Source organism: Phenylobacterium sp., from assembly GCF_035276905.1.
In the GTDB taxonomy this organism is placed as follows: domain Bacteria; phylum Pseudomonadota; class Alphaproteobacteria; order Caulobacterales; family Caulobacteraceae; genus Phenylobacterium.
In genome coordinates this window covers 1-21,560 of sequence record NZ_DATELG010000107.1, presented here as the reverse complement: position 1 = coordinate 21,560, position 21,560 = coordinate 1, and the positions used below count along the sequence as shown (strand labels likewise).

General features: G+C 67.4%; 17 protein-coding genes. 12 read left to right on the top strand and 5 right to left on the bottom strand.

Features of this window, described 5'->3' with window-relative positions:
* Positions 1 to 289: 289 nt before the first annotated feature.
* The 7 genes from VJS38_RS04690 (at position 290) to VJS38_RS04660 (ending at position 8,940) form a co-directional block, all read left to right on the top strand.
* Positions 290 to 1,930, top strand: a complete 1,641-nt coding sequence (locus VJS38_RS04690; protein ID WP_324086992.1) for a GMC family oxidoreductase — start codon at positions 290 to 292, stop codon at positions 1,928 to 1,930.
* Positions 1,920 to 2,858 carry an SMP-30/gluconolactonase/LRE family protein gene (locus VJS38_RS04685; protein ID WP_324086991.1) on the top strand — a complete coding sequence of 313 codons (939 nt, stop codon included), beginning with the start codon at positions 1,920 to 1,922 and terminating at the stop codon, positions 2,856 to 2,858. The genes VJS38_RS04690 and VJS38_RS04685 overlap by 11 nt, the downstream gene beginning before the upstream one ends.
* Before the next feature lie 27 nt (positions 2,859 to 2,885).
* Complete coding sequence (locus tag VJS38_RS04680; RefSeq protein ID WP_324086990.1) at positions 2,886 to 4,355, top strand: aldehyde dehydrogenase; 1,470 nt, start codon at positions 2,886 to 2,888, stop codon at positions 4,353 to 4,355.
* Between the two features lie 432 nt (positions 4,356 to 4,787).
* Positions 4,788 to 6,041, top strand: coding sequence for a CaiB/BaiF CoA-transferase family protein (locus VJS38_RS04675; RefSeq protein ID WP_324086989.1), 1,254 nt, complete (start codon positions 4,788 to 4,790; stop codon positions 6,039 to 6,041).
* 13 nt (positions 6,042 to 6,054) lie between these two features.
* On the top strand, positions 6,055 to 7,401 hold the full coding sequence (locus VJS38_RS04670; protein ID WP_324086988.1) for an acyclic terpene utilization AtuA family protein: 1,347 nt from the start codon (positions 6,055 to 6,057) through the stop codon (positions 7,399 to 7,401).
* Positions 7,398 to 7,697 carry an AtuA-related protein gene (locus VJS38_RS04665; protein WP_324086987.1) on the top strand — a complete coding sequence of 100 codons (300 nt, stop codon included), beginning with the start codon at positions 7,398 to 7,400 and terminating at the stop codon, positions 7,695 to 7,697. The genes VJS38_RS04670 and VJS38_RS04665 overlap by 4 nt, the downstream gene beginning before the upstream one ends.
* A 31-nt stretch (positions 7,698 to 7,728) precedes the next feature.
* On the top strand, positions 7,729 to 8,940 hold the full coding sequence (locus VJS38_RS04660) for an amidohydrolase family protein (protein WP_324086986.1): 1,212 nt from the start codon (positions 7,729 to 7,731) through the stop codon (positions 8,938 to 8,940).
* 76 nt (positions 8,941 to 9,016) lie between these two features.
* On the opposite strand, the gene VJS38_RS04655 is transcribed toward VJS38_RS04660, so the two are convergent.
* From VJS38_RS04655 to VJS38_RS04645, 3 genes are read right to left on the bottom strand one after another with little or no spacing between them, the layout of a single operon-like run.
* A complete protein-coding gene (locus tag VJS38_RS04655; RefSeq protein WP_324086985.1) occupies positions 9,017 to 10,666 on the bottom strand; it encodes an NAD(P)/FAD-dependent oxidoreductase in 1,650 nt (549 codons plus the stop codon).
* 8 nt (positions 10,667 to 10,674) lie between these two features.
* Entirely contained in the window at positions 10,675 to 11,853 is a 1,179-nt protein-coding gene (locus VJS38_RS04650) for an acyl-CoA dehydrogenase family protein (protein ID WP_324086984.1), read from the bottom strand.
* Positions 11,850 to 13,082: an acyl-CoA dehydrogenase family protein gene (locus VJS38_RS04645; protein ID WP_324086983.1), complete on the bottom strand. Its 1,233-nt coding sequence runs from the start codon at positions 13,080 to 13,082 to the stop codon at positions 11,850 to 11,852. The genes VJS38_RS04650 and VJS38_RS04645 overlap by 4 nt, the downstream gene beginning before the upstream one ends.
* A gap of 269 nt (positions 13,083 to 13,351) precedes the next feature.
* On the opposite strand from VJS38_RS04645, the gene VJS38_RS04640 reads away from it, so the two are divergent.
* The 5 genes from VJS38_RS04640 (at position 13,352) to VJS38_RS04620 (ending at position 19,515) form a co-directional block, all read left to right on the top strand.
* On the top strand, positions 13,352 to 14,734 hold the full coding sequence (locus VJS38_RS04640) for an MmgE/PrpD family protein (RefSeq protein WP_324086982.1): 1,383 nt from the start codon (positions 13,352 to 13,354) through the stop codon (positions 14,732 to 14,734).
* 111 nt (positions 14,735 to 14,845) lie between these two features.
* Entirely contained in the window at positions 14,846 to 16,234 is a 1,389-nt protein-coding gene (locus VJS38_RS04635) for an aromatic ring-hydroxylating dioxygenase subunit alpha (protein WP_324086981.1), read from the top strand.
* 373 nt (positions 16,235 to 16,607) lie between these two features.
* A complete protein-coding gene (locus tag VJS38_RS04630; protein ID WP_324086980.1) occupies positions 16,608 to 18,020 on the top strand; it encodes an LLM class flavin-dependent oxidoreductase in 1,413 nt (470 codons plus the stop codon).
* Positions 18,021 to 18,131: 111 nt separating this feature from the next.
* Positions 18,132 to 19,013, top strand: coding sequence for an amidohydrolase family protein (locus tag VJS38_RS04625; protein WP_324086979.1), 882 nt, complete (start codon positions 18,132 to 18,134; stop codon positions 19,011 to 19,013).
* 13 nt (positions 19,014 to 19,026) lie between these two features.
* Positions 19,027 to 19,515, top strand: a complete 489-nt coding sequence (locus VJS38_RS04620) for a nuclear transport factor 2 family protein (protein WP_324086978.1) — start codon at positions 19,027 to 19,029, stop codon at positions 19,513 to 19,515.
* Between the two features lie 14 nt (positions 19,516 to 19,529).
* Here the strand turns inward: VJS38_RS04620 and VJS38_RS04615 are convergent, their stop codons facing one another.
* Together VJS38_RS04615 and VJS38_RS04610 are read right to left on the bottom strand one after the other, a co-directional pair.
* On the bottom strand, positions 19,530 to 19,961 hold the full coding sequence (locus tag VJS38_RS04615; protein ID WP_324086977.1) for a hypothetical protein: 432 nt from the start codon (positions 19,959 to 19,961) through the stop codon (positions 19,530 to 19,532).
* Positions 19,962 to 19,969: 8 nt separating this feature from the next.
* Positions 19,970 to 21,560 (bottom strand): GMC family oxidoreductase (locus VJS38_RS04610; RefSeq protein ID WP_324086976.1); only part of this gene is annotated, 1,591 nt, incomplete at its 5' end.

Genomic DNA, 21,560 nt, shown 5'->3' with positions numbered 1-21,560 from the left:
CCGCGCCTGCGAGGAGCGCTGTCGGCCCATGACCATAGAGCGATGTCGATTTGAATATCAATTTGAGGAGCCGCAGTCGGAGATCGGCGCGAGGGTGCAGGTGATTGGGGCCGGCTCCGTCCCGGCGCTCCGCTGGACGCCATGTTTTCAGATACATGAATTCCTCTCCCGTTTGGCCGCCTATCGGCCCGACAGGGCTTCGCGGCCAAGGCCAGCCGGTCGTAGTCTTCGTTCAACAAGCCCGGACCCTCGTTGGGACGGGGAAATCCGGCACGGGAGGACGTCGGTGATGGCCGAGGCGTTCGACTATATTGTCGTGGGCGCGGGCTCGGCAGGATGCGTGGTGGCCAGTCGGCTGTCGGCCGATCCAACTGTGCGCGTGCTGCTGCTGGAAGCCGGGCCGGAGCCCCGGAGCCCATGGATCGGCATTCCGGGCGCGGTCTCCAAGCTGCTGACGGCTTGCCCCTACAACTGGGGCTACATGACCGAGCCTGAGCCGCACCTCAACAACCGGCGGATCTATTGGCCGCGCGGACGGGGGTTGGGCGGCTCCAGTGCGATCAACGGCATGCTCTATCTGCGCGGCCATCCGCGCGACTACGATCACTGGCGCCAGCTCGGCAATGTCGGCTGGGGATGGAGCGACGTCCTTCCCCTGTTCAAGCGCGGCGAGCGCCGGCGGGGCGGCGACCCCGCCGTACGCGGGACCAGCGGGGAGCTGAACGTAACCGATCCGGCGACACGGTATCCGTTCCCGGAGCGGTTCATTGAGGCCGCCGTCGAAGCCGGATTTCCATACAATGAGGACTTCAACTCGGGCGACCAGGACGGCGTCGGCCGCTTACAGTACAACATCCGCAACGGCCGGCGCTGTTCGGCCTACGACGCCTTCCTCGCGCCGGTCCGCCATCGGCGCAATCTGACGATCCTCTCCGACGCCCAGGTCGAGAAGATCAATATCGTCGGCCGCCGCGCCACTGGGGTCAGCTTCCTGCACGCGGCCGCACGCCGGACGGTCCAGGCGGGGCGGGAGGTGATCTTGGCGGGCGGGGCGATCAATTCGCCGCAGCTCCTGATGCTCTCGGGCGTGGGCCCCGCAGCGCATCTGAAGGAGCTGGGCATCGAGGTCATTTGCGACGCGCCCGAGGTGGGGCGCAACCTTCACGATCACACCTGCGCGCACCTGGTTTACGACGTGCCGGAGCGGTATTCCGTCAACGCCCTGACCCGCGGGCCGGCGCTGGCGGGCGAGGTGCTCAGGTACGCCGCCACCCGCACCGGCCTCTTGGCGCTCGGCACGTCCCATTCGGCTCTGTTCGCCCGGGTCCTGGCCGGTGTCGAGCAGCCTGACGTGCAGCTCACCACGCGCCCCTTCAGCTTCGTCTTCGACGGCGGCACGATCGGAATCTCCAAGACGCCGACGGTCACGACGTCCGTCTACCAGCTGCAGCCGGAGTCCCGCGGCGCGCTGACCCTGAACTCGCCGAACATCGCCGATGCGCCGCGCATGCTGGTGAACTTTATGGCGAGCCCCAAGGATCAGGCGACCCTGGTGGCGGGCATGAGGCTGGCGGCGAGGATCATGTCCTCGCCGCTGTTCGAAACCTTCAAGCTGACGACGCCGCTGTCCGCCGACGATTCAGAAGTCGTGGAAATGCTGCGGGGCGCCCTGGGCCCGGTCTACCACCCCGTCGGCACCTGTCGCATGGGGCGGGACGCGAACGCCGTGGTCGATCCGCGGCTACGCGTGCGCGGGATCGCGGGCCTGCGGGTCGCCGATGCGTCCATCATGCCGAAGATCGTCTCGGCGAACACCAACGCCACGGTGATGATGATCGGCGAGAAGGCCGCCGACCTGATCCGCGAAGACCAGCGCGCCGGCGTGAGCGCGTTCAGCCACATCCAGCCCGGAGAGCCGCATGCCGCTTGATCAGATACCCCTGGACGCGCTTCTGAGATGGGGGGAGGGCCTTGAGCGGCCGGAGGACGTGGCGGTGGGCCGCGACGGGCGGGTGTTCGCCACCGATCCGCACGTCGGCGCGCGCGAGATCCTGCGCGACGGGGCCTTGAGGTCGGTCGGCGAGAGGCGCCGCCCCGGCGTGATCAACGGCGTCAGCATGGACCTGGAGAACCGGCTCCTGATGGCGAACCTGGGCGCCGCCGAAGGCGAGCCCGGAGCGCTGGAGCGGCTCGATCCGACGACCGGCGAGCGCACGGTGCTGCTGACGGAAGTCGAGGGGCGCAAGCTGACGAGCTGCAACTACCCGATGGTCGATCGCGCCGGAAACATCTGGTGCTCGAACTCGATCGCTGGGGAAAACTTCGCCACCTTGACGCAGGACCTGCCGCACGACGGCTTCATCTTCGTCCTGCGCCCGGACGGGACCTCGTCGATCGTCGCCGAGGGCTTGGGTTTCGCCAACGGCCTGGCCATGTCGGCGGACGAGAAGTTCCTCTACTGCTGTCAGAGCTTCGGTTCGAACGTCGTCCGCTATCCCGTGCTGCCGGGCGCAAGGCTCGGTCCCGGCGAGCAGTATGGCCCGCCGCTGGGCCGCACGGCGCAGCCCGGCGCGCTCGGGGATGTCAAGACCCTGGGCTATCCGGACGGATGCGCCTTCGACGTGGAGGGGAACCTCTGGGTCACGCTCTTCTTCGCCAACAAGGTCCTGGCGATCACACCGGCCGGAAACCTGCTCACGATCATCGACGACCCGGCTGGCGAGATCTTGCGGATGCCGAGCAACGTCACGTTTGGCGGCCCGGACATGAAGGACCTCTACATTGGCTGCCTGGAGACCACCTATGTGGCCAAGGGCCGAAGCCCTGTGGCCGGCATGAAGCTCGCGCATCAAGCCTGAGCCGGACGCGACAAGGATGCATGAGGGATGACGCAGTCGTATCAGATGCTGATTGGCGGGCGCTGGGTGGAGGCCGCCGGCGGCGATCACCTCGCCAGCGAGGATCCCTATTCCGGGAAGGCCTGGGCCGTCATTCCTCGCGGCGCGGCCGACGACGTCGACGCCGCGGTGGAGGCGGCCGACGCCGCCTTCACCGCGCCCTCCTGGCGTTCGCTCCCGGCCAGCGCGCGCGCGGCGCTCATGCGCAAGGTGGCGGACCTGATCCCGACGGTGGCGGACGGCCTGGCCGAGGTGGAGACGCGGGACAATGGCAAGCTGCTCGCGGCGACGCGCGGCGAAGTCGCGGCGCTGGCGAACATCTTCCACTATTTCGCCGGGCTGGCGGACAAGATCGAAGGCGTGATCGCTCCGCCGGAGATCCCGGGGGTCTTCGCCTACGCGTGCTATCAGCCGCTGGGGGTGGTGGCCGTCATCACGCCCTGGAATTCGCCGCTGCTGATTGCGGCGATCAAGACGGCGAACGCGCTGGCGGCGGGTTGCACCGTCGTCATCAAACCCTCGGAGTTCACCTCGGCCTCGACGCTCGAGTTCGCCAAGCTGTTCGAGCGCGCCGGCTTTCCGCCCGGCGTGGTCAATGTCGTGACCGGCCTGGGGGCCGAGGTCGGCGAGCGCCTGGTGACCCATCCGAAGGTGGCGAAGATCCAGTTCACCGGCGGTTCGGCGACGGGCCGGCGCATCAACGCGCTTGCGTCCGGCGGGCTGAAAAAGGTGGTTCTCGAACTCGGCGGCAAGTCTCCGAACGTGGTGTTCGACGACGCCGACATCGACGCCGCGATCAGGGGGGCGATCGTCGGCATTTTCAGTTCCAGCGGACAGTCCTGCATCTCCGGCTCGCGCCTGTTGCTGCACAGGTCGATCCACGACCGGTTCATCGATCGCCTGGTTGCGCTGACGAAGGATCTGCGCATCGGCGACCCGAGACGGCCCGAGACCCAGATCGGCCCGATCACGACGCGCCCGCAATTCGATCGGGTCATAGGCTTTCTCGACAGCGCCCGGGCCGAGGGGGCCGAGTGCGTGATGGGCGGCGCCGCCTTGGACGGTCCCGGACAGCTCGTCCAGCCGACCGTCTTCACGCGCGTGCGCAACGACATGCGCATCGTCCAGGACGAGATTTTTGGGCCGGTGCTTTCCGTGATCCCGTTCGAGGATGAGGACGAGGCGATCAGCCTCGCCAACGACAGCCGCTACGGATTGGCCGCCGGCGTCTGGACGTCCGATATTTCACGCGCGTTCCGCATGACCGAACGCCTCGAGGCGGGCACGGTGTGGGTGAACACCTACCGGCTGCTGAGCGTGCTGTTGCCGTCGACCGGTTACAAGGAGAGCGGGCTGGGCAGCGAGAACGGACAGCAGAACATCCTCAACTTCATGAAGCCGAAGACCGTGTTCCTGAACCACGGGGCGCAGGTCACGGCGCCGTTCATCGCGACCTAGACCATTCGCGCCCAGGTGAACGCCGGTTCGGCCTAGCGAATGGCCTGACTTCAAGAATTTATGAGCATTCGCCGGTTCATTTCGAACCGCCGAATGCTCCAGCCTGGCTCCAAAGCTCGACGCGCCGCGGACGACATCTTCTTCGCCTTGGCGAAGGACAGCCAGCATTCAAAAGAAATCAGCGCGCTGAAATTGTGCGGTGGCGGCGGCCGAGCTCCCAGCGCCGGCGGCGCAGCTCCTCGCCAGCCCGGTATCGGCCCGCCTCGACGGGCCGGAAATTCCAGCCGGCGGCGTGAATTCTCACATATCTGAAATGGCTGGGCCCCGGATATGCGCCGATTTGAATATCGCCTATCCCTCGCTCGAGGCCCGGTCGGGCGAACCCAGAAGGGCCAGACACGGTGCGGGCAAGGCGAGGTCCGGATTCGGCTCATGAGCGAGAAGATTGATCAGGGCTCGGCGGCGGGCGAAATTTCCCGTCCTCTGGCAGGCGTCAAGGTGCTGGAACTCGGCCGCCTGTTCGCGGCTCCGTTTGCGACCCAGTTGCTGGCGGACATGGGCGCCGATGTCATCAAGGTCGAGCGGCCCGGACATGGTGACGAGTTCCGCCATTATGCGCCGCGACCGGTGAAGGACGCCGTCGGCGCCGCTTCGGTAGAATCCTCCAACTATCGCTCGGTCAACCGCAACAAGCGGTCGTTGACCGTCGACATCGGCCAGCCCGACGGTCAGCGGATTGTCCGTGACCTTGCCCGACGCTCCGACATCATGGTCGAGAACTTCAAGGTTGGGGCCCTCAAGAAGTACGGGCTCGACTACGACTCGATCAGAGCCCTGAACCAGGACATCATCTACCTGTCCGTCACCGGATTTGGCCAGAACGGCCCCTATGCGGGCCGTCCCGGGGCGGACGCGATCTTCCAGGCGATGAGCGGGCTGATGAGCCTGACGGGCGAGCCGGACCGCCTGCCGCAACGCATCGGCGTCGTGGTGAGCGACTTGATCACCGGTCTCTACGCCGCCAACGCGCTGGTCATGGCGCTGCGTGCGCGCGAAGTGCTGCAGGCCGGCGGCCAGCACATCGACATGGCGTTGATGGACTGCTCGGTCGCCGCCGTGGCCCCGGCCGCGCTCGAATATTTCACGAGCGGCGCAGTGCCTCAACGTCTCGGTCCGCGCGCATTCGGCTCGGCGCCTTCGGAAATCTTCCGCTGCGTGGACGGGCTGCTGCAGGTGCAGGCGACCGCCGACCCTCAGTTTCACCGCCTCTGCGATGTGGTGGAGCTGCCTGAGCTCAAGTCGGACGAACGGTTCGCCACGCGGATGAACCGTTACCAGCACGTCGAGGCGCTGGCCGCGGCGCTGAACGCCAGGTTCGGCTCGGGGACCATGATGCACTGGTACGAGAAGCTGGTCGCCGCCGACATCATGTGCGCGCCGGTCTATTCGATCGATCAGACCTTCGAGGACCCTCAGGTCAAGCACCGGCAAATGCGGGTCGATCTCGATCGCGACGGCGTCGACCAGGTCTCGGTCATCGCCAATCCCATCCGCTTCGGCGGCAAGCCGGTGGAGAGCTATCGGCCTCCGCCCTTCCTCGGCCGCGACACCGACGAGGTGCTGGCCAGCGAGCTTGGGCTTGGCGAACGCGAGATCGAGCAGTTGCGGCAAAAGGGCGTGGTGTGAGCAGGTGGCCGACGTGAAGACAAGACATGTGCGCCGACCGCGGATCGGGGCTGGTTCGGCCTTCGCCGGCGACAGCCTTCCGCCAGCGGTGGACCTCGCTGAAAGCGGCGAGGTGGACTACATGATGTTCGACCGCCTGGGCGAGGCCACCATGACCCAGGCGACGCTGCGGCGGATGAAGAACCCCAACAAGGGCTATGATCCGCGCACCGGCGAAGTGCTCAAGGCGCTGGGCGGCTATCTGCGCCGCGGCGGCGTGGTGGCCGGAAGCTTCGGCCAGGCGAACGTCGAGTGCGCGCTCGCCGAAGCGGTGGACGCGGCCCGCGCCGCCGGCCTCTCAGGCCTCAGGATCGGCGCGATGCACGGCGGCGACGTGCTCGATCATCTGAAGCGCCAGAACGTCGAGCTCCCCGAGCTCGGATGCCGTATCAACGAACTGGGCGAACGGCTGATCTGCGCGCACGCCTATCTCGGCGCGGAAGGCTTCATCGAGCTTCTCGAGGCCGAGGCGACCTTCCTGCTGGCGGGCCGGATCGCCGATCCCTCGATGGCCGTGGCGCTGACCTACGACGCCATGGGCTGGGACGAGCTGACCCCGCAACGCGCCGCGCTCGGCACCCTGGCCGGGCACATGCTGCAGGGGAGCACCGGCATTTCCGGCGGCGGCTTCGCTGATCCGCCGTATCGCATCGTGCCCGGCCTCGCGCCGCTGGGGTTCCCCTACGTCATCCTGGACGAGGACGCCGTGCAGGTGACGAAGCTGCCCGCCGCCGGCGGCCTGGTCACCGCCGAGACGGTGAAGTGCCGCGTCGGCTACGAGATCCACGACCCGCGATCCTACCTGACGCCTGACGTCGACATGGACATGTCGATGATCGAGCTCAGCGTCCCGGCCCCCGATGTCGTCGAGCTGCGCGGCATGCGCGGCAAGCCGCGGCCGGAGAAGCTCCGCGCGCTGGTCGGCGTTCGCAACGGCTACAAGGCCCTGGCCGAGGGCTCGCTCGGCGGCTTCGGCTGCGTGGATCGGGCGAAGCTGGTCGAGGAGATCGTCCGCGAGCGCCTGCGGCCGCTGGAGGGGGAGATCCTCGACCTGCGGTTCGACATCTACGGCGTCTCGACCATGTACGGCAACGCCGCGAACGTCCCGCCCGAACTCAATGAGCTGCGCTATCGCGTCGCCGCCCATTGCCGGACCCGGGACGCCGCGCGCGTCGTCTGCAACGAGACCGGCATGGTCTACTTCGACCGTCCCGCCGGCGTCGCCGGCCCCAAGGCGGAGATCATCGAGGCCCTGACCGTCGTCGGCGTGCCGGTCGATCGCAGCGCCGTCAGCGTCCAGACAGAGGTGGTCACGGCATGAGGCTTCGCGAAATCGCCTACTCGCGTTCGGGCGACAAGGGCGACACGGCCAACATCTGCGTCTTCCCTTATAAAGACGAGGATTGGGAGCTTCTTCGCGAGAAGCTGACGGCCTCGCGGGTGAAGGAGTTCTTCTCGCGCACGGTCAAAGGCCCGGTCGAGCGCTATGAATTCCCCAATCTCAAGGGACTGAACTTCGTCCTGCACGGGGCGCTTGGCGGCGCCTATTCGGCCAGCCTGATGGTCGATACGCAGGCCAAATCCTATCAGTCCTTCATTCTGGACATGGAACTGTAGTCGTTAAGTCGACTTTCTTAGGAGATTAAGCATGGACGGCGATACCGCGCTCAAAGGCAGTAAAGTTTTGCAGGACCTGAAAGTAGTGGACGCCGATACGCACTTCTCGGAGCCCCACGACCTCTGGACGAGCCGGGTGCCGGAATCCTGGCGCTCGAAGGTCCCCCACGTGCGCCCCGGGCCGAAGGGGCGGCCGCATTGGTACATCAACGGCGACGAGATCCTGCAGAAGAAGGTCGGCGCCTCCTCGGTGATCAGGACCGACGGCTCGAAGCAGTCGTTCTGGGAGTGGGACATCCGCAGCGGCATGAGCCTGGAGGAGGTCACCCCGGCGTCCTATGACGCCAAGGCGCGCACCCAGTTCATGGATCAGCAGGGGATCTGGGCGCAGATTGTCTACGGCAACATCCTGGGATTTGGCGCGCACCGCCTGACCAAGCTCGATCCGGAAGTCGCCCGGGTGACGGTTCAGGTCTACAACGACGCGATGTCGGACTTCCAGCGCGACAGTGGCGACCGCTGCTTCCCGCAGGCCCTGGCGCCGTTCTGGGACATCAAGTTCGCGGTCAAGGAGGTCGAGCGGTGCGCGCGTGACCTGAAGCTGCGCGGAGTGACGATCTGCCCCGAGCCGCACGCTGGCAGCGATCTGCCGCCGCTGCACGACCCGCATTGGGACCCGCTGTGGGACGCCTGCTCCGAGCTCGAGCTGCCGATCAACTTCCACGTCGGCTCGTCGGAGTTCAGCCTGGACGCCTGGATGCAGTCGACCTGGCCGGGCCTGGACAACCAGCGCAAGCTGGTGATCGGCAACTCCCAGCTGGAACTCTACAATGCGCGCATCCTCGCCAATCTCCTGACCTGTGACCTGCTCCCGCGCTTCCCCAAGACCAAGTGGGTGCTGGTCGAGAGCGGCCTCTGCTGGGTGCCGTTCATCATCGAGCGGCTGGAGTGGCAGCTTCTGGATACGCCGTTCCAGGACAAGGGCCTGAAGCAGCCCGGCCCGCGGGAGCTGTTCAAGAACCAGGTCTACAGCTGCTTCTGGTTCGAGGAGGCCGCGCCCAGTCGGCTTCTCGACGTCATCGGCTTCGACAACGTGCTGTTCGAATCCGACTTTCCGCACGCCACCTGCCTCTATCCCGGGGCGGTCGAGCACGGCCTCAAGGTCCTGCAGCCGTGGGGCGAGGAGGTGACCCGCAAGGTGATGGGGGGCAACGCCGCCCGGCTTTACAAGCTGCCGGTCTGATCGGCGCGCGAACAGTCGGCGGGACGGCAGGGGCGAGGGTGAACCTCGTCCCTGAAATCCTCGAAGCGAAGCGGTGTCAGGCTTGGCGGGCGGAGAAGCGCAGGCCGCTGTAGCCGTTGCGGACCACGTCCTCGCAGCGCTCACGATAGGGGGGCAGGCCCGCGGGGTAGGCCATGAAGACGCGCGGCTTGCCGGGCACGTTGGCGCCCATGTACCACGACTCCGCCAGGGGAAAGAGCGTCATGTCGGCGATGCGCCGGACTTCCTCCACCCAAGCCGTTTGCGCGGCAGGCTCGGCCTGCACCTCCTCAAGTCCCCGCTGGCGCATTTCCGCAAGGCAATCGGCGATCCAGTCCACATGGTGCTCGATCGCCGCCACCATGTTCGTCAGCACCGAGGGGCTGCCCGGTCCGTTGATGGTGAAGAGGTTGGGAAAGCCCGCGATCATAAGGCCCAGATAGCTGACCGGCCCCTGCGCCCAGACCTCTCTCAACGTGCGGCCGTCGGTCCCTTCGATGTCCATCGCCAGCAGCGGTCCGCTGATCGCGTCGAAGCCGGTGGCGAAGACGATCACGTCGGCTGGATATTCCCGCTCCACCGTGCACACGCCGCGGGCGGTGATGTGCTCGATCGGGGCGGCGCGGACGTCCACCAGCTCGACGTTGGGCCGGTTGAAGATGGCCCAATAGCCCGTGTCCAGCGCCAGGCGCTTGGCGCCGATCGGATAACCGCGCGGGGTCAGCCGGTCGGCGATCAGCGGATCCTTCACCACCGCTCGAAGCTTCTCACGCACGAACGCGCTCGCGGCCGCGTTGGCGTCGGCGTCAGTCATCAGGTCGCGGTAGACGGTGAGCAGCGAGAAGCAACCGAAGCGCCAGGCGGCCTCGAAGGTCGCGCGCCGCGCATCATCGGACGCCGCGAGCGCGGACGTGGTCCCCGCAAGCGGCGCTCGGCCGCCGTTGTAGGTCTTGCGGGTCTGCTGGCGGTAGGCCGGGTAGTCGGCGCGGACACTGGCCTCGAACTCCGGATCGATCGGCCCGTTGAGCGCCGGGACGGTATAGGCGGGTGTCCGCTGGAACACCGTGAGGCGCTGCGCCACCTCGGCCAGCAGCGGGATTGACTGAATGCCGGAGGAACCGGTGCCGATCACGGCGACCCGCTTGCCCTCGCAGTCCAGGCCTTCGCGCGGCCACAGTCCCGTCTGCGCCCACTGGCCCTCGAAGGTCTCCAGACCCTCGAAGTCGGGGGGCTTCGGCAACGACAGGCTGCCGACCGCAGCGATCAGGAAGCGGCAACGAACCTTTTCGCCCCGGTCGGTCTCGACGATCCAGACGCCTTCGCCGCCGTCGTAACGGGCGCGGACGACGCGCCGCTCGAACCGGATGTCGCGTCGCAGGTCGAAGCGGTCGGCCACATGGTTGATGTACCGCAGGATCTCGGGCTGGGTGGCGAACCGTTCGCTCCACCGCCACTCGTCCTGCAGCGCCTCGGAGAAGGAATAGCTGTAGTCCAGGCTTTCGACATCGCACCTGGCGCCGGGGTAACGGTTCCAGAACCAGGTTCCGCCGACGTCCGGCGCGGCTTCGAAGCCGCAAACCGCGAACCCCAATTCGCGAAGCCTGTGGTGGGCATAGAGGCCAGCGAAGCCGGCGCCGATCACCACCACGTCCGCCCAGTACGGCGTGTCGCCCGCCGGCTGGTTCGTGGAGCCGGGCTGTCCGATCATCTCCTGGCCTATCCCCTCGGCATTCCCAGGATCCGCTCGGCGATGAGATTGCGCATGATCTCGTTGCTGCCGCCGGCGATCGTGCCGCCGAGCGCGGTCATGTAGGTGAACATCGGATCCAGCGAGAGTTCGTCGAAGCCCGGTACGTAGTCGAGCGCATCGATCCCGTTGGCCCGCACCATGAATTCGCCCGCGCTCTTGCGCAGCTCGGTGTTGATCAGTTTGACATAAGGCACTGTGCTCGAGGCCGCCGGAGATCCGGCCTCTGTCTGCCTCAGCAGTCGCCGCATCAGCCGCCGGCAGCCCTGCATTTCCATGAACAGGCGCATGAACTCGCGGCGGAGTTCGTCGTCGCGAAGCCAAGGCGCGTCGCGCCGCAGGGCCTCGGCGTGAAAATCCTCCATATGGTAGCGCAGGCGCTCGTTCCGCTCGAACGACAGCACCCCGCGCTCCGACGCCAGCGTGGTCTGGGCGACGGCCCAGCCGTTGTTCTCGTCGCCGACACGATTCTCCACCGGAATACGGACATCGGTGAGGAATATCTCGGCGAACTTCGCCATGCCGTTGGCCTGCCGCAGGGGACGCACCTCAACGCCCGGCGTATTCATGTCGAGGATGAGGAAGGTGATGCCGCCGTGCTTGGCCGCGTCCGGATCAGTGCGGGTCAACAGTATGCAGTACTCGGCGTACATCGAGTAGGACGACCAGATCTTCTGCCCGTTGACCACATAGACGTCGCCGTCGCGCACCGCGCGGGTGCGCAGCGCCGCCAGGTCAGACCCCGCGCCGGGCTCTGAGAAGCCCTGGCACCACATCACCCCATCGCGCGTGACGCCCGGCAGATAGGTCGCCCGTTGCGCCTCCGTGCCCCACTTCAACAACGTGTGCGGCAGGTGGTTGAGGGAGACGGTGAAAAGCCCAAGGGTCGGCGCCCGGGCGCGGGCGACCTCCTCGGCGATGATGATCTGATCTCTCAGGCCAAGGTCGGCGCCGCCGTAGGCGCTCGGCCAGTGCGGCGTGCCCAGACCGACCTTGTGCCGTTCGGCCATCCACCACTTCTGGCTCTCGTAGAAGCTGCGGCTGTCGCCCGGCGTGGGCCTGGCCTCCGGCGCCTGCAGGACCGTCCCCAGCCAGGCGCGCAGGGCGGCGCGGAACGCGGCGTCGTCACCAACCTTGTCGAGGATCACGTCGTCAGCTCCGCAGTGGTCCGCCCCGCCCGGCTCGCCGCGGCGAGATAGGTTGCGGCGAGGTCGCGTAGCGCGCCGGCGCTCCCGGCCAGCTCCCGATTGAGCAGCGCGCGCTTCAGGAAGATGTGGCAGTCGAACTCCCAGGTGAAGCCAACGCCGCCGTGCAGTTGCACGCAGTCGTCCGCCACGAACCGGAAATGCTCGGCCGCCGCGACCTTGGCCAGGCTCGCCCACATGGCCGCGTTCGGCTCGCCGTCGGCCGCCGCGGCGACCGCCTGATCGAGCGCCTGCTCGCCCTGGATGACCGCCACCATCAGATCGGCCGCACGGTGCTTCAAGGCCTGGAAGCTGGCGATCGGACGACCGAACTGCACGCGCTCCTTCATGTAGGCGATGGTCTGCTCGGCGATCGCACGCGCCCCGCCGACGCTGTCGCCGGCGACCGCGAGCGCCAGATTGCTGCGCAGCGACGAGTTCAAGGCGCCGTCGGCGTCGGCAAGGAGCGCGAGGGGCTCGGCGCGGTCGTAAACGATACGGCCGATGCTGCGGGTGCGGTCCCAGGTGTCGGCCGCCTCGAACTTGGCGCGGGCGCCGTCGAGCCGCACCACGGCAAAGCCGTTCCGCCCGTCGACGCGGACCGGGGCGATTGCGAGTGCGGCGCGGCTGGTCCCCAGCATCGGCTGCGAGACGCCGCGGAGTAGGCCGTCGCCCACGGGCAGCGGCTCGGCCTCCAGCGACGCGGGCGCGGCAAGCGTCAGCGCGCCCGTCGCCACCTGCGGCAGGACCTCTTCCTTGACGCTGTCGGCGGCTGTTCCGCTGAGCCACTGGGCGACAGCGAGCGTCGGAATGAAGGCGCCGGGCGCGAGCGCCGCGCCGAGCGCGCGATAGAGGACATCCAGCCCCGGCGCCCCAAGGCCCAGGCCGCCGTAATCTTCGGGAAGTCCAAGACCCAGCCAGCCGAGCTCAGCCGCGCGAGCCCAAAGCTGCTGGTCGAGGTCGTTCTGTCCGTCGAAGAAAGCATGCACGGCGCGTCGGTCGCACTCGGCTTCCAGAACGTCGGAAATACCCTCGGACAAGGCCACGAGGTCTTCTTCCCACGACGCCGCATCCATCTCGACCATCCCTGCCGTGTACCAACGGGTTGCGCCGGCGCCGACGGTGGCCCAGCCGCGCACGGTCGTCAGGCGCAGCGACGCTCCATGCGCGCCCCAACGACTGTGGCGATACACTGATCTAAATTTGAATTGAACCATCCGACTATCCGCTCGCCGCCCGACAAGGCCCTCTGACGACGACAATCACGATGGTGAATTCTGCAGCGACGCAGGGCCTTTCCAATTGCGGGCAAGGCGGTCGCTGGATACGCGACGGGGCGGGCCGCTATCGACGGCCGCGACGCCGGTGTCTGGCGACGGAGCTCGCCGAAGCTTGATGAGGCGTGGCGGTTGCCGCACCTCGCCGGAAGGCTGATCTAATGTCGATTGGAAGTGAGGAACCCATGGCGGACGGTGCGGCGAAGGTCTCGAGCGGCTTTACGGCGCAATTGGTCTCGGAAGCCAGTGCGATCGCCTCGCGGACGCTGCCCGAGAGGGTCCTGGAGCGAACTCGCCACGCGGTCCTGGATTGGCTTGGGGTGACGATCTCAGGATCGCGCCAGCCTTCGACCGCGGCCGCCATCAGCGTGCTGGAGGCGGAGGGCGGCGATCCGGTCGCGCAAGTGCCCGGCTCCCCCCATCGAATGACCGCGCGGCAGGCCGCGCTGGTCACGGGCGTCGCGAGCCACTCTCAGGACTTCGACGACATGGGGATGCTGATGCATCCTTCCGTGGTCGTGCTTCCAGCGGCGTTCGCCGTGGCCGAAGAGATCGACGCGAGCGGGCAGGACACGCTGCAAGCGATCCTGCGGGGGTACGAGACCCTGAAGCTGCTCATGGCCGCGGTGACCGACGACTCCTATGCGCGGGGGTTTCACTGCACCGGCACCTTCGGCGCGTTCGGCGCCGCCGCCGCGGTCGGGCGGCTGCTCAAGCTGGACCCCCTGCGCCAGCAGTGGGCGCTGGGGATCGCCGGCATGCAGGCGTCCGGCCTTCGGGCGGGCTTCGGCACGATGTGCAAGCACCTGAACGCCGGCAACGCGGCTGCAGCCGGAGTGCTGTCGGCGCGGTTGGCCGAGGCCGGATTCGTCGGCCCGACCGACGTGATCGAGCATCCCCAGGGCTTCGCCAATGCGATGAGCGGGACCCAGGCGCACTTCGATCCCTCCCGCCCCGGCGCCTTCCTGGAGGAGCGGCTGGGCGTGGAGGGCATCATGTTCAAGCTTCACGCCGCCTGCGGCGGCACGCACTCGGCGATCGACGGGGTTCGCGCGATCAAGGCCAGGCGGCCTTTCACCGTTGATGACGTCGAGGAGGTCGAGCTCGTCGTCTGCGAGCTGCTGCCAGGCGTGTGCGGGATCGCCGAGCCGAAGACCGCCATGGAAGGGATGTTCAGCGTCCGCTACGCCACGGCGCTGGCCCTGACCGACAGCGACACCGGGCCGGACGCGTTCACGGACGCGCGCGTCCAGGACCCCCGCCTGACCGCGGTGCGTGAGCTTGTGAAGGTCACCCCCGTCGCGCGCCTGCCGCACATGTCGATGCCGACGGAGGTGACCGTGCGCCTCAAGAACGGCGAGACGCACGAGGCTTGCGTCAACATCTTCGAGCCCCGCCCGGACGAGGCGCTTTCCCGGCAGTGGGCGGACCTCGAGGCCAAGTTCCATAGCCTGGTGGCGCCCATACTGGGCGATGGCCGGTCCAAGGAGATCGTCGGCCTCGTGCGGCGGTTCGAGAGCCTGGGCTCGCTGCGGGAGCTCACCAGCAGAGCCGCCTTTGACGCGTGAGCTTGAGGATTGCGCCGGGCCTGGCGTCCTCGGGCAGAAGGAGTGGCGAGTGCAAATGACGACCTTGACCCCTCGCCGGGAACCGCCCCGGCCGCCATCCGGGGGCGCGCCATGAAACGAAGCCCGGTCGAGGCCTGGGAGGGCCCGAGCTACCAGGAGATCCTCGACGAGGACGAGAAGACGCGGCCGGTCTCGGACATCATGCGCGAGCATCGGATCGTCGACCTCGGCGTCGAGCCCTATAGCGCCCGCCGCTACACCGACCCGGCCTTCTTCAAGAAGGAAGTCGAGCACGTCTTCCTCAAGACCTGGCAATACGCCTGCCGGGAAGAAGAGATTCCCAGCCCCGGCGACACCTATGTCTTCGACCTGGTCGGTCGATCTCTGCTGGTGGCGCGCCAGCATGACGGCTCGGTTCGGGCGTTCGAGAACGTCTGCCTGCACCGCGGCCGCAAGATCGCCACGCAGGGCGGCTGCAAGACGGCCTTCCGCTGTCCCTACCACGGCTTCACCTGGGAGCTGGACGGCAGCTTCCGCCCAGGGCCGGTGATCTGGGACTTCCCGCAGATCGAGCCAAAGACCTTCGGTCTGGGCGAGGCGCGGGTCGCCAGGTGGGCGGGGTTCGTCTTCGTCAACTTCGACCTGGGCGCGCGGCCGTTCGAGGAGATCGCCGATCCTCTGCCGCGGCACATGGCCTACTGGAAGATCGACGAGTGCTACAAGGCCGCCCACGTCGCGAAGGTCATCCCGGCGAACTGGAAGGTGGTCTGCGAGGCGTTCCTGGAGAACCACCACGTCGGCGTGACCCACCCGCAGGTCTCCGCCTACACCCCCGACGCCAATGCGCAGTACGACGTGCTGTCGGATCATGTCACGCGCGCGATCTCGCCGCACGGCTATCCGGGGCTGTTGTACGAGGGGCCCGAGCTGACCCCCGCTCAGATCCTCGAGGCGGCCACCCGGAACGGCAATAAGGCGGGCGCCGCCGAGGGCGTCTTCGACGGCGCCGTTCCCGAGCGGCAGTACCTGGCGAGCATCGGACGGGCCAACCTGGAGACGCGGACCGGCCGGGATCTCTCCGATCGCTGCGACGCCGATTTTCTCGACGGCGTGTCCCACGACCTGTTTCCGAACTTCCACCTGTGGGGCAGCCTCGCCACCAAGATCTCCTATCGGTTCCGGCCTGTCGGTTTGGAGCATGAGAAGACCCTGCTCGAGGTCTTCCTCTACAAGCTTTCTCCGATTGACCAGCCGAAGCCGCCGCCGGCGCAGTTGCGCACCCTGGGGCCCGACGAGAAGTGGAGCGAGGCGTTCCACGAGCTCAGCTACCTGGCCGGCGTCTACGATCAGGACGAGGGAAATATGGCGCCTACCCAGGAGGGACTGCGGGCGCTCGGCGAGCGGCCCGTCAACTTCTCGCGCTATTCGGAGATCCGGTGCCGCAATCTGCACCGGATGATCGACGCCTACATCGCCCGTGGCGAGGCGGAGCAGAGCTAGAGCGTTCGGCGGCTCGAATGAACCGCCGAACGCTCATAAGTTTTTGAAGTTAGACCATTCGCTGCGCCGAACCGGCCTCCACTTCGGCGGCGAATGGTCTAGGGATCCGGCGCTGCAAGCGACGAGGGCTGCGGCGACGACCTTTCCGCCAATAGGTAATCGCTATTGGTCCCCGGCGCTTACCTATTGGACCCCGCTTCGGCCAAAGCAGATACTGGCTCTATTGCGGGCAGAACACGCGCGTTCTGTATCCCGAGCATGCGCGCCAGCATTCCCCCGGGGCGCATAAGCAGAACATGGTCGCAGTGGGGAGGCGATTTTCGCCCAGGCCGGACTCCTTGGCCGAGCCCGGCCGGCGTGAGCGGGACAAGCTATGATTGACATCGGCGTTTTTCATAACGGCGGGATCGACCTTCCTCTGAAGGAGGGCAAGGACGGCGTCGTCATTCCAAAGGGTGATCTGCGGGCGGTCCACGAGTCCTGCATGCGCGGCATCGTCGCGACGATCCGGCAGGGCGTGCTGGCCGACAAGCTCGGCTACGACACCTTCTGGCAGACCGAGCACCACTTCCAGGTCGAAGGCGCCGAGTTCAGCCCCAACCCGGTGCAGAGCGAGATGGCGATCGCCATGCTCACGAAGCGGATCCGCCTCGGCCAGGCCACCAACGTCATCACCCAGCACCATCCGGTCCGTCTGGCCGAACAGGTCGCCATGCTCGACATCGTCAGCGGCGGTCGCTGCGAAATGGGCGTGGGCCGCGGCTACCAGCCGCGCGAAGTGGAGATCTTGGGCCGCAACTTCGGCGCGACGATCCAGGACCAGGAACGGAACCGCTCCTTCTTCGAAGAGGCCTATGAAGTCCTGATGAAGTGCTGGACGCAGGATTCGTTCAGCCATCATGGCGAAAACCTGTCGATTCCCCCGAGCTACACCAAGTGGTTCCACACCCAGTCCATCGCCTTCTTCAGCGAAGCCAACGCCGGGCGGGCTCTCGAGGACGTGCTGGCGATGGGCGGACCCGACTTCTATTCCGGCGGCAACCCGGTCGTGGCGACCACCACCCGGCTCAAGGAGCTCAGCGTCTTCCCGCAGACCCTTCAGCGGCCGCATCCGCAGATCTGGATGCCGATGACCAGCGACCGCACGATCAAGCTGGGCGCGCAGAAAGGCATCAACGGCCAGTTCTTCGCGGAGAACAACAGCCGGCTGAAGCGCAACATCGAGATCTATCACAAGGAAGCCGAGCGGCTGGGCTTCCCCGATTACAAGAACCGCGGCGCGTTCAAGTACGGGTGGGACGCCGAGAAGCGGCGCGGCATCGTGCCGGCGCGCTGGATCCACATCGAGATGCCGGGGCTCGGCGACAAGAAGCGCTGGGAACGCGGCCTGCAGCACGGATGGGACTACTACGGCCCGTTCGGCTTCGCCGCGATCCTGGCCGAGGCGGACGAGCCGCTGTGGCCGGCCACGACCCGCATCACGCCGGACATCGTGCAGCAGAAGGAGCTGGCGCTCGGCGGTCCGCCCGACAAGATCATCGAGGGCATCATGCGCATCAAGGAATCCTGCGGCTACGAGGACTTCGCGGTCAATCTCGACTTCGAGATCGCCGGTTTCGAGTCGCGTGAGATCGAGGACCAGATGCAGGCCTTCGCCGAAGAGGTGACGCCGGCGCTGCGTCGCGAGTGCGGCGGCGCCCCGCCGCTGGCGGACTCGACGGTCGAGCTCGTTCCGCAGCTGCGTCCGGCCGGCTGGCTGAAGCAGGCCGCGGCGGTGCCGGCCTAGTCGCCAGGCGGCGGGGGCGACGTGCCCGCCCCCGCCGCCGGGATCTCGGCGGACCGCGCGCCGCGCAGACGAACGCGGCGGTCATAAGATGCAACAACAGGGGAGGCGGACTTGAGCAAGACCAGGCGCCGGTTCGTTGACGCTCACATGCATCTTTGGGATTCGGCCAGGAACGACTGGTACGCCTTCCCGGCGCCCGGGGGCGACGATTTCGGCCTGAACCTGGCCCTGCCGAGGGCGTTCCCGGATCCCTTCGTGCTGGACGACTATCTCGCCGTGCTGGCCGACGTCGAGGTCGTCAAGACCGTGCATGTGACGGCGGTCGGTCCGGCCGCGCATGTCGAGGCCGAGAGCCGTTGGATCTCGCAGATCGCGAAAGAGCGTGGTCTTCCCACCGCCATCGTCGGTACGTTCGACGCGGCGGCTTCGGCCGCCGAGACGGCCGCGATCCTGGACCGGGAGATGCGCGACCCGCTCTATCGGGGCGCCCGCTTCCTCGGCGGCCTCGACTACGCCAGCCCGGCGGCGGACGCGGCCATGCGCGCGCTCGCCGAGCGCAAGCTCGTCTATGACGCCGTGGCCCACCCAGGCGGCGGGATCGCCGCGCTCGCCGGGGCGTTGCGCCGCCATGACGGGCTGGTGGTGGTGCTGGAGCATACGGGCTGGCCGCTCGCTGACGACCTGGACACCTTCCATTGCTGGCGACAGGAAATGGCGGAGCTTGCGGCGGCGCCGCTTGCGCATGTGAAGCTGTCCGGCCTGCCAATGTTCGTGCACCGCACGGATGTGGATATTCACCGGCGTTACTTCGACGCCTGCATCGGCCTGTTCGGCGCCGAGCGCTGCATGTTCGGCAGCAACTTCCCCGTCGACCTCGTCTACAGCAGCTTCGGGGAACTGCTGACCGTGTTCGAGGCGGTGGCCGCCGACCGAACGGAAGACGAGGCGGCCATGCTGTTCGGCGCGACCGCCGAGCGGGTCTATCGCATCTAGGAGCCACGATCTCATGGAAGAGCTTTCGGATCTGGAAAAGCTGATCGCGATCGAGGAGATCAAGAAGCTCAAGTCGCGCCGGGACCGGGCGGTCGACCTGAAGGACTGGGACACCTACACCGCGCTGCACGCGCCGGATCACCAGTCGGTCAACGATGGTTACGCGCCCTGGACGCGCGAGGACATGGTCCGGCATCTGCGCGAGGACATCGGCCACGTCGACATCATCCACCTGTCGCACACGCCCGACATCACCATCCACACGCGCGACACCGCGTCAGGCCGATGGTACCTGGAGGACCAGCACTTCTGGAAGCAGGGGGACGCCGACCACTGGCTGCACGGCTTCGGCTTCTATCATGAGAAGTATGTGAAACGGGACGGCCAGTGGCTGTTCATCTGGCGCCGCATCGAGCGGCTGCGGGTGATGGCCTCGCCGGGCGCGATCCATCCGGCAAAGACCGCGGCGCTGAAGTCGGGCGAGTTCCGCGGACCCCAATAGGGGTTCCGGAGGAATCAGGAGGGGGGCCGCCAGAGCGGGCTGCGACGCTTGACCGGTTCGAGCAACGACCAGTCGCCCTCCGCAACCTCGTAGCCCTTGGGAAACGGCGGCCGAGGCTCCATGTCGAGCGCTCGCATGACCCGATCGTCCCGGTAGTAGCACTGGGCGAGCGCCAGGGTCAGCCCGGCGAACGCATCCGCATCGGCCTCGCGCAGGCAGGCGAACAGCGCTTGGTCGGCGGCGGCCGTCCGATCGCCGAGCTTGTCCTCCGTCGCCGCCTGCACCAGCGCGCCCACCGGCACGGGCCGCGCTCGCAGCATCGCCGCGACCTCGCCGAAGATGGCCGGATCGTCCGCGCCGGGCAGCTGGTAGCGGGCGCTGCCGGGGATCATGCGGCCGACGATCCGCCGCAGCAGCTCCAGGTCGGCTTGAGTGGGGGTTTCCATTCGGGGGCTCAATCGAAGAGGGTCGCCGAGGCGAGGCGCTGCTTGATGGCGTCGGCGATGTAGAGCGCCAGCGCCTGAATCGTCGGGGTCGGGTTCACGCCCGCCGAGGTCACGAAAATACTGCCGTCGATGATGAAGAGGTTCTTCACGTCATGGGCTCGGCCCCAGGCGTTGACGACCGAGCGCTCTGGATCGAGGCCCATGCGGGCCGTGCCCATCAGGTGCCAGCCGCTCGGCTCGATCGGCATTTGGACGGCGATGTCGACGGCGCCGGCGGCGCGCAGCGCCTCGACGGCGCGGTCCCGGCCGTGCTCCAGCATACGCCAGCTGTTCTCGCTCAGCGTGTAGTTGATCTTCGGCGCGGGGATGCCGTTGGCGTCCTTGAGCACAGGATCGAGCGTGACCCGGTTGTGCGGCTCCGGCAGATCCTCGCCGATGACGAGCAGCGCGGTAGTGCGGTTGAACAGGCGGCGAAAGGCCTCGTGATGGCCTTCGCCCAACGGCGCCAAACCCGCGGCCAGCGCGTCCACGGCCGTCCTGACCGGCCCGCTGCCGCGATTGCCCTCCAGCGTATAGCCTCGCACGAAGCCCCGGCGGACGTCGGTCTCGTAGAATTCCTGGCTGGCGAACCAGTTGTGCGGCCCGCGGTAGCCGTCCTGCTCTTCCTCGAAGATGCCGACAATGTAGGCGCAAGGATGGAACATGAGGTTCCTGCCGACCAGGCCGCTGGAATTGGCCAAGCCGGTCGGGAAGCGGCCGGAGGTGGAATTGAGCAGGATGCGGGGCGTGCCGACCCCGTTGCAGGCCATGATGACGAGTTCGGCGGGTTGAAAATGTTCCTGCCCGTCGGCGTCGAAATAGACGACCCCGGTCGCAAATCCGTCCTTGTCGCACTCCACGTGGCTGACCCGCGAGCGGGTGCGCACTTCGACGCCGGCGCGAACCGCGGCCGGCCAATAGGTGACGTCGGCGCTGCCCTTGGCGCCCTGCGCGCAGCCGCCGGTGCAAAGGCCGAGGTTGATGCAGGCCGGCCGGCCCTCGTATTCGCGCGTGGCGATGGTCGAATCCGAGGGCCACCAGTGCCAGTCGAGCGCGTTGAACCCCTTCGCCAGCGTCATGCCCGACCGTCCCAGGGGCAGGGGCGGCATCAATGGCGTCTTCGGCGGGTAAGCGGGATCGCCTGCGAGCCCTGAAACGCCCATCATCCGGTCGTTTTCGGCGTAGAAGGGCTCGAGCGTGGCGTAGTCGATCGGCCAGTCGTCGGCCACCCCGTCCAGCGAGCGCACCCGAAAATCGGACGGATGGAAGCGCGGGAAATGCGCGCCGAACAGGACGGTGCCCCCGCCCACGCCATTGAAATTGATGATCTTGATCGGCGAGGCGTCGTCGTTGATCGGATAGTCGGCCACGCCGCGCCGCCGGTGCGGGCTCGTGTTCCATTCGCCGTGCTGGCGCACCTCCCAATCCCGTCCGGTCGTGGGAAACTGGCCCGGCTGGGGCCAGTCCCCCTGCTCGAGACATACGATCCGCATGCGGGTGTCGGCCAGGCTCCAGGCCGCGGCCGCGGCGGACGCCCCGCCGCCGACGATCACCACATCT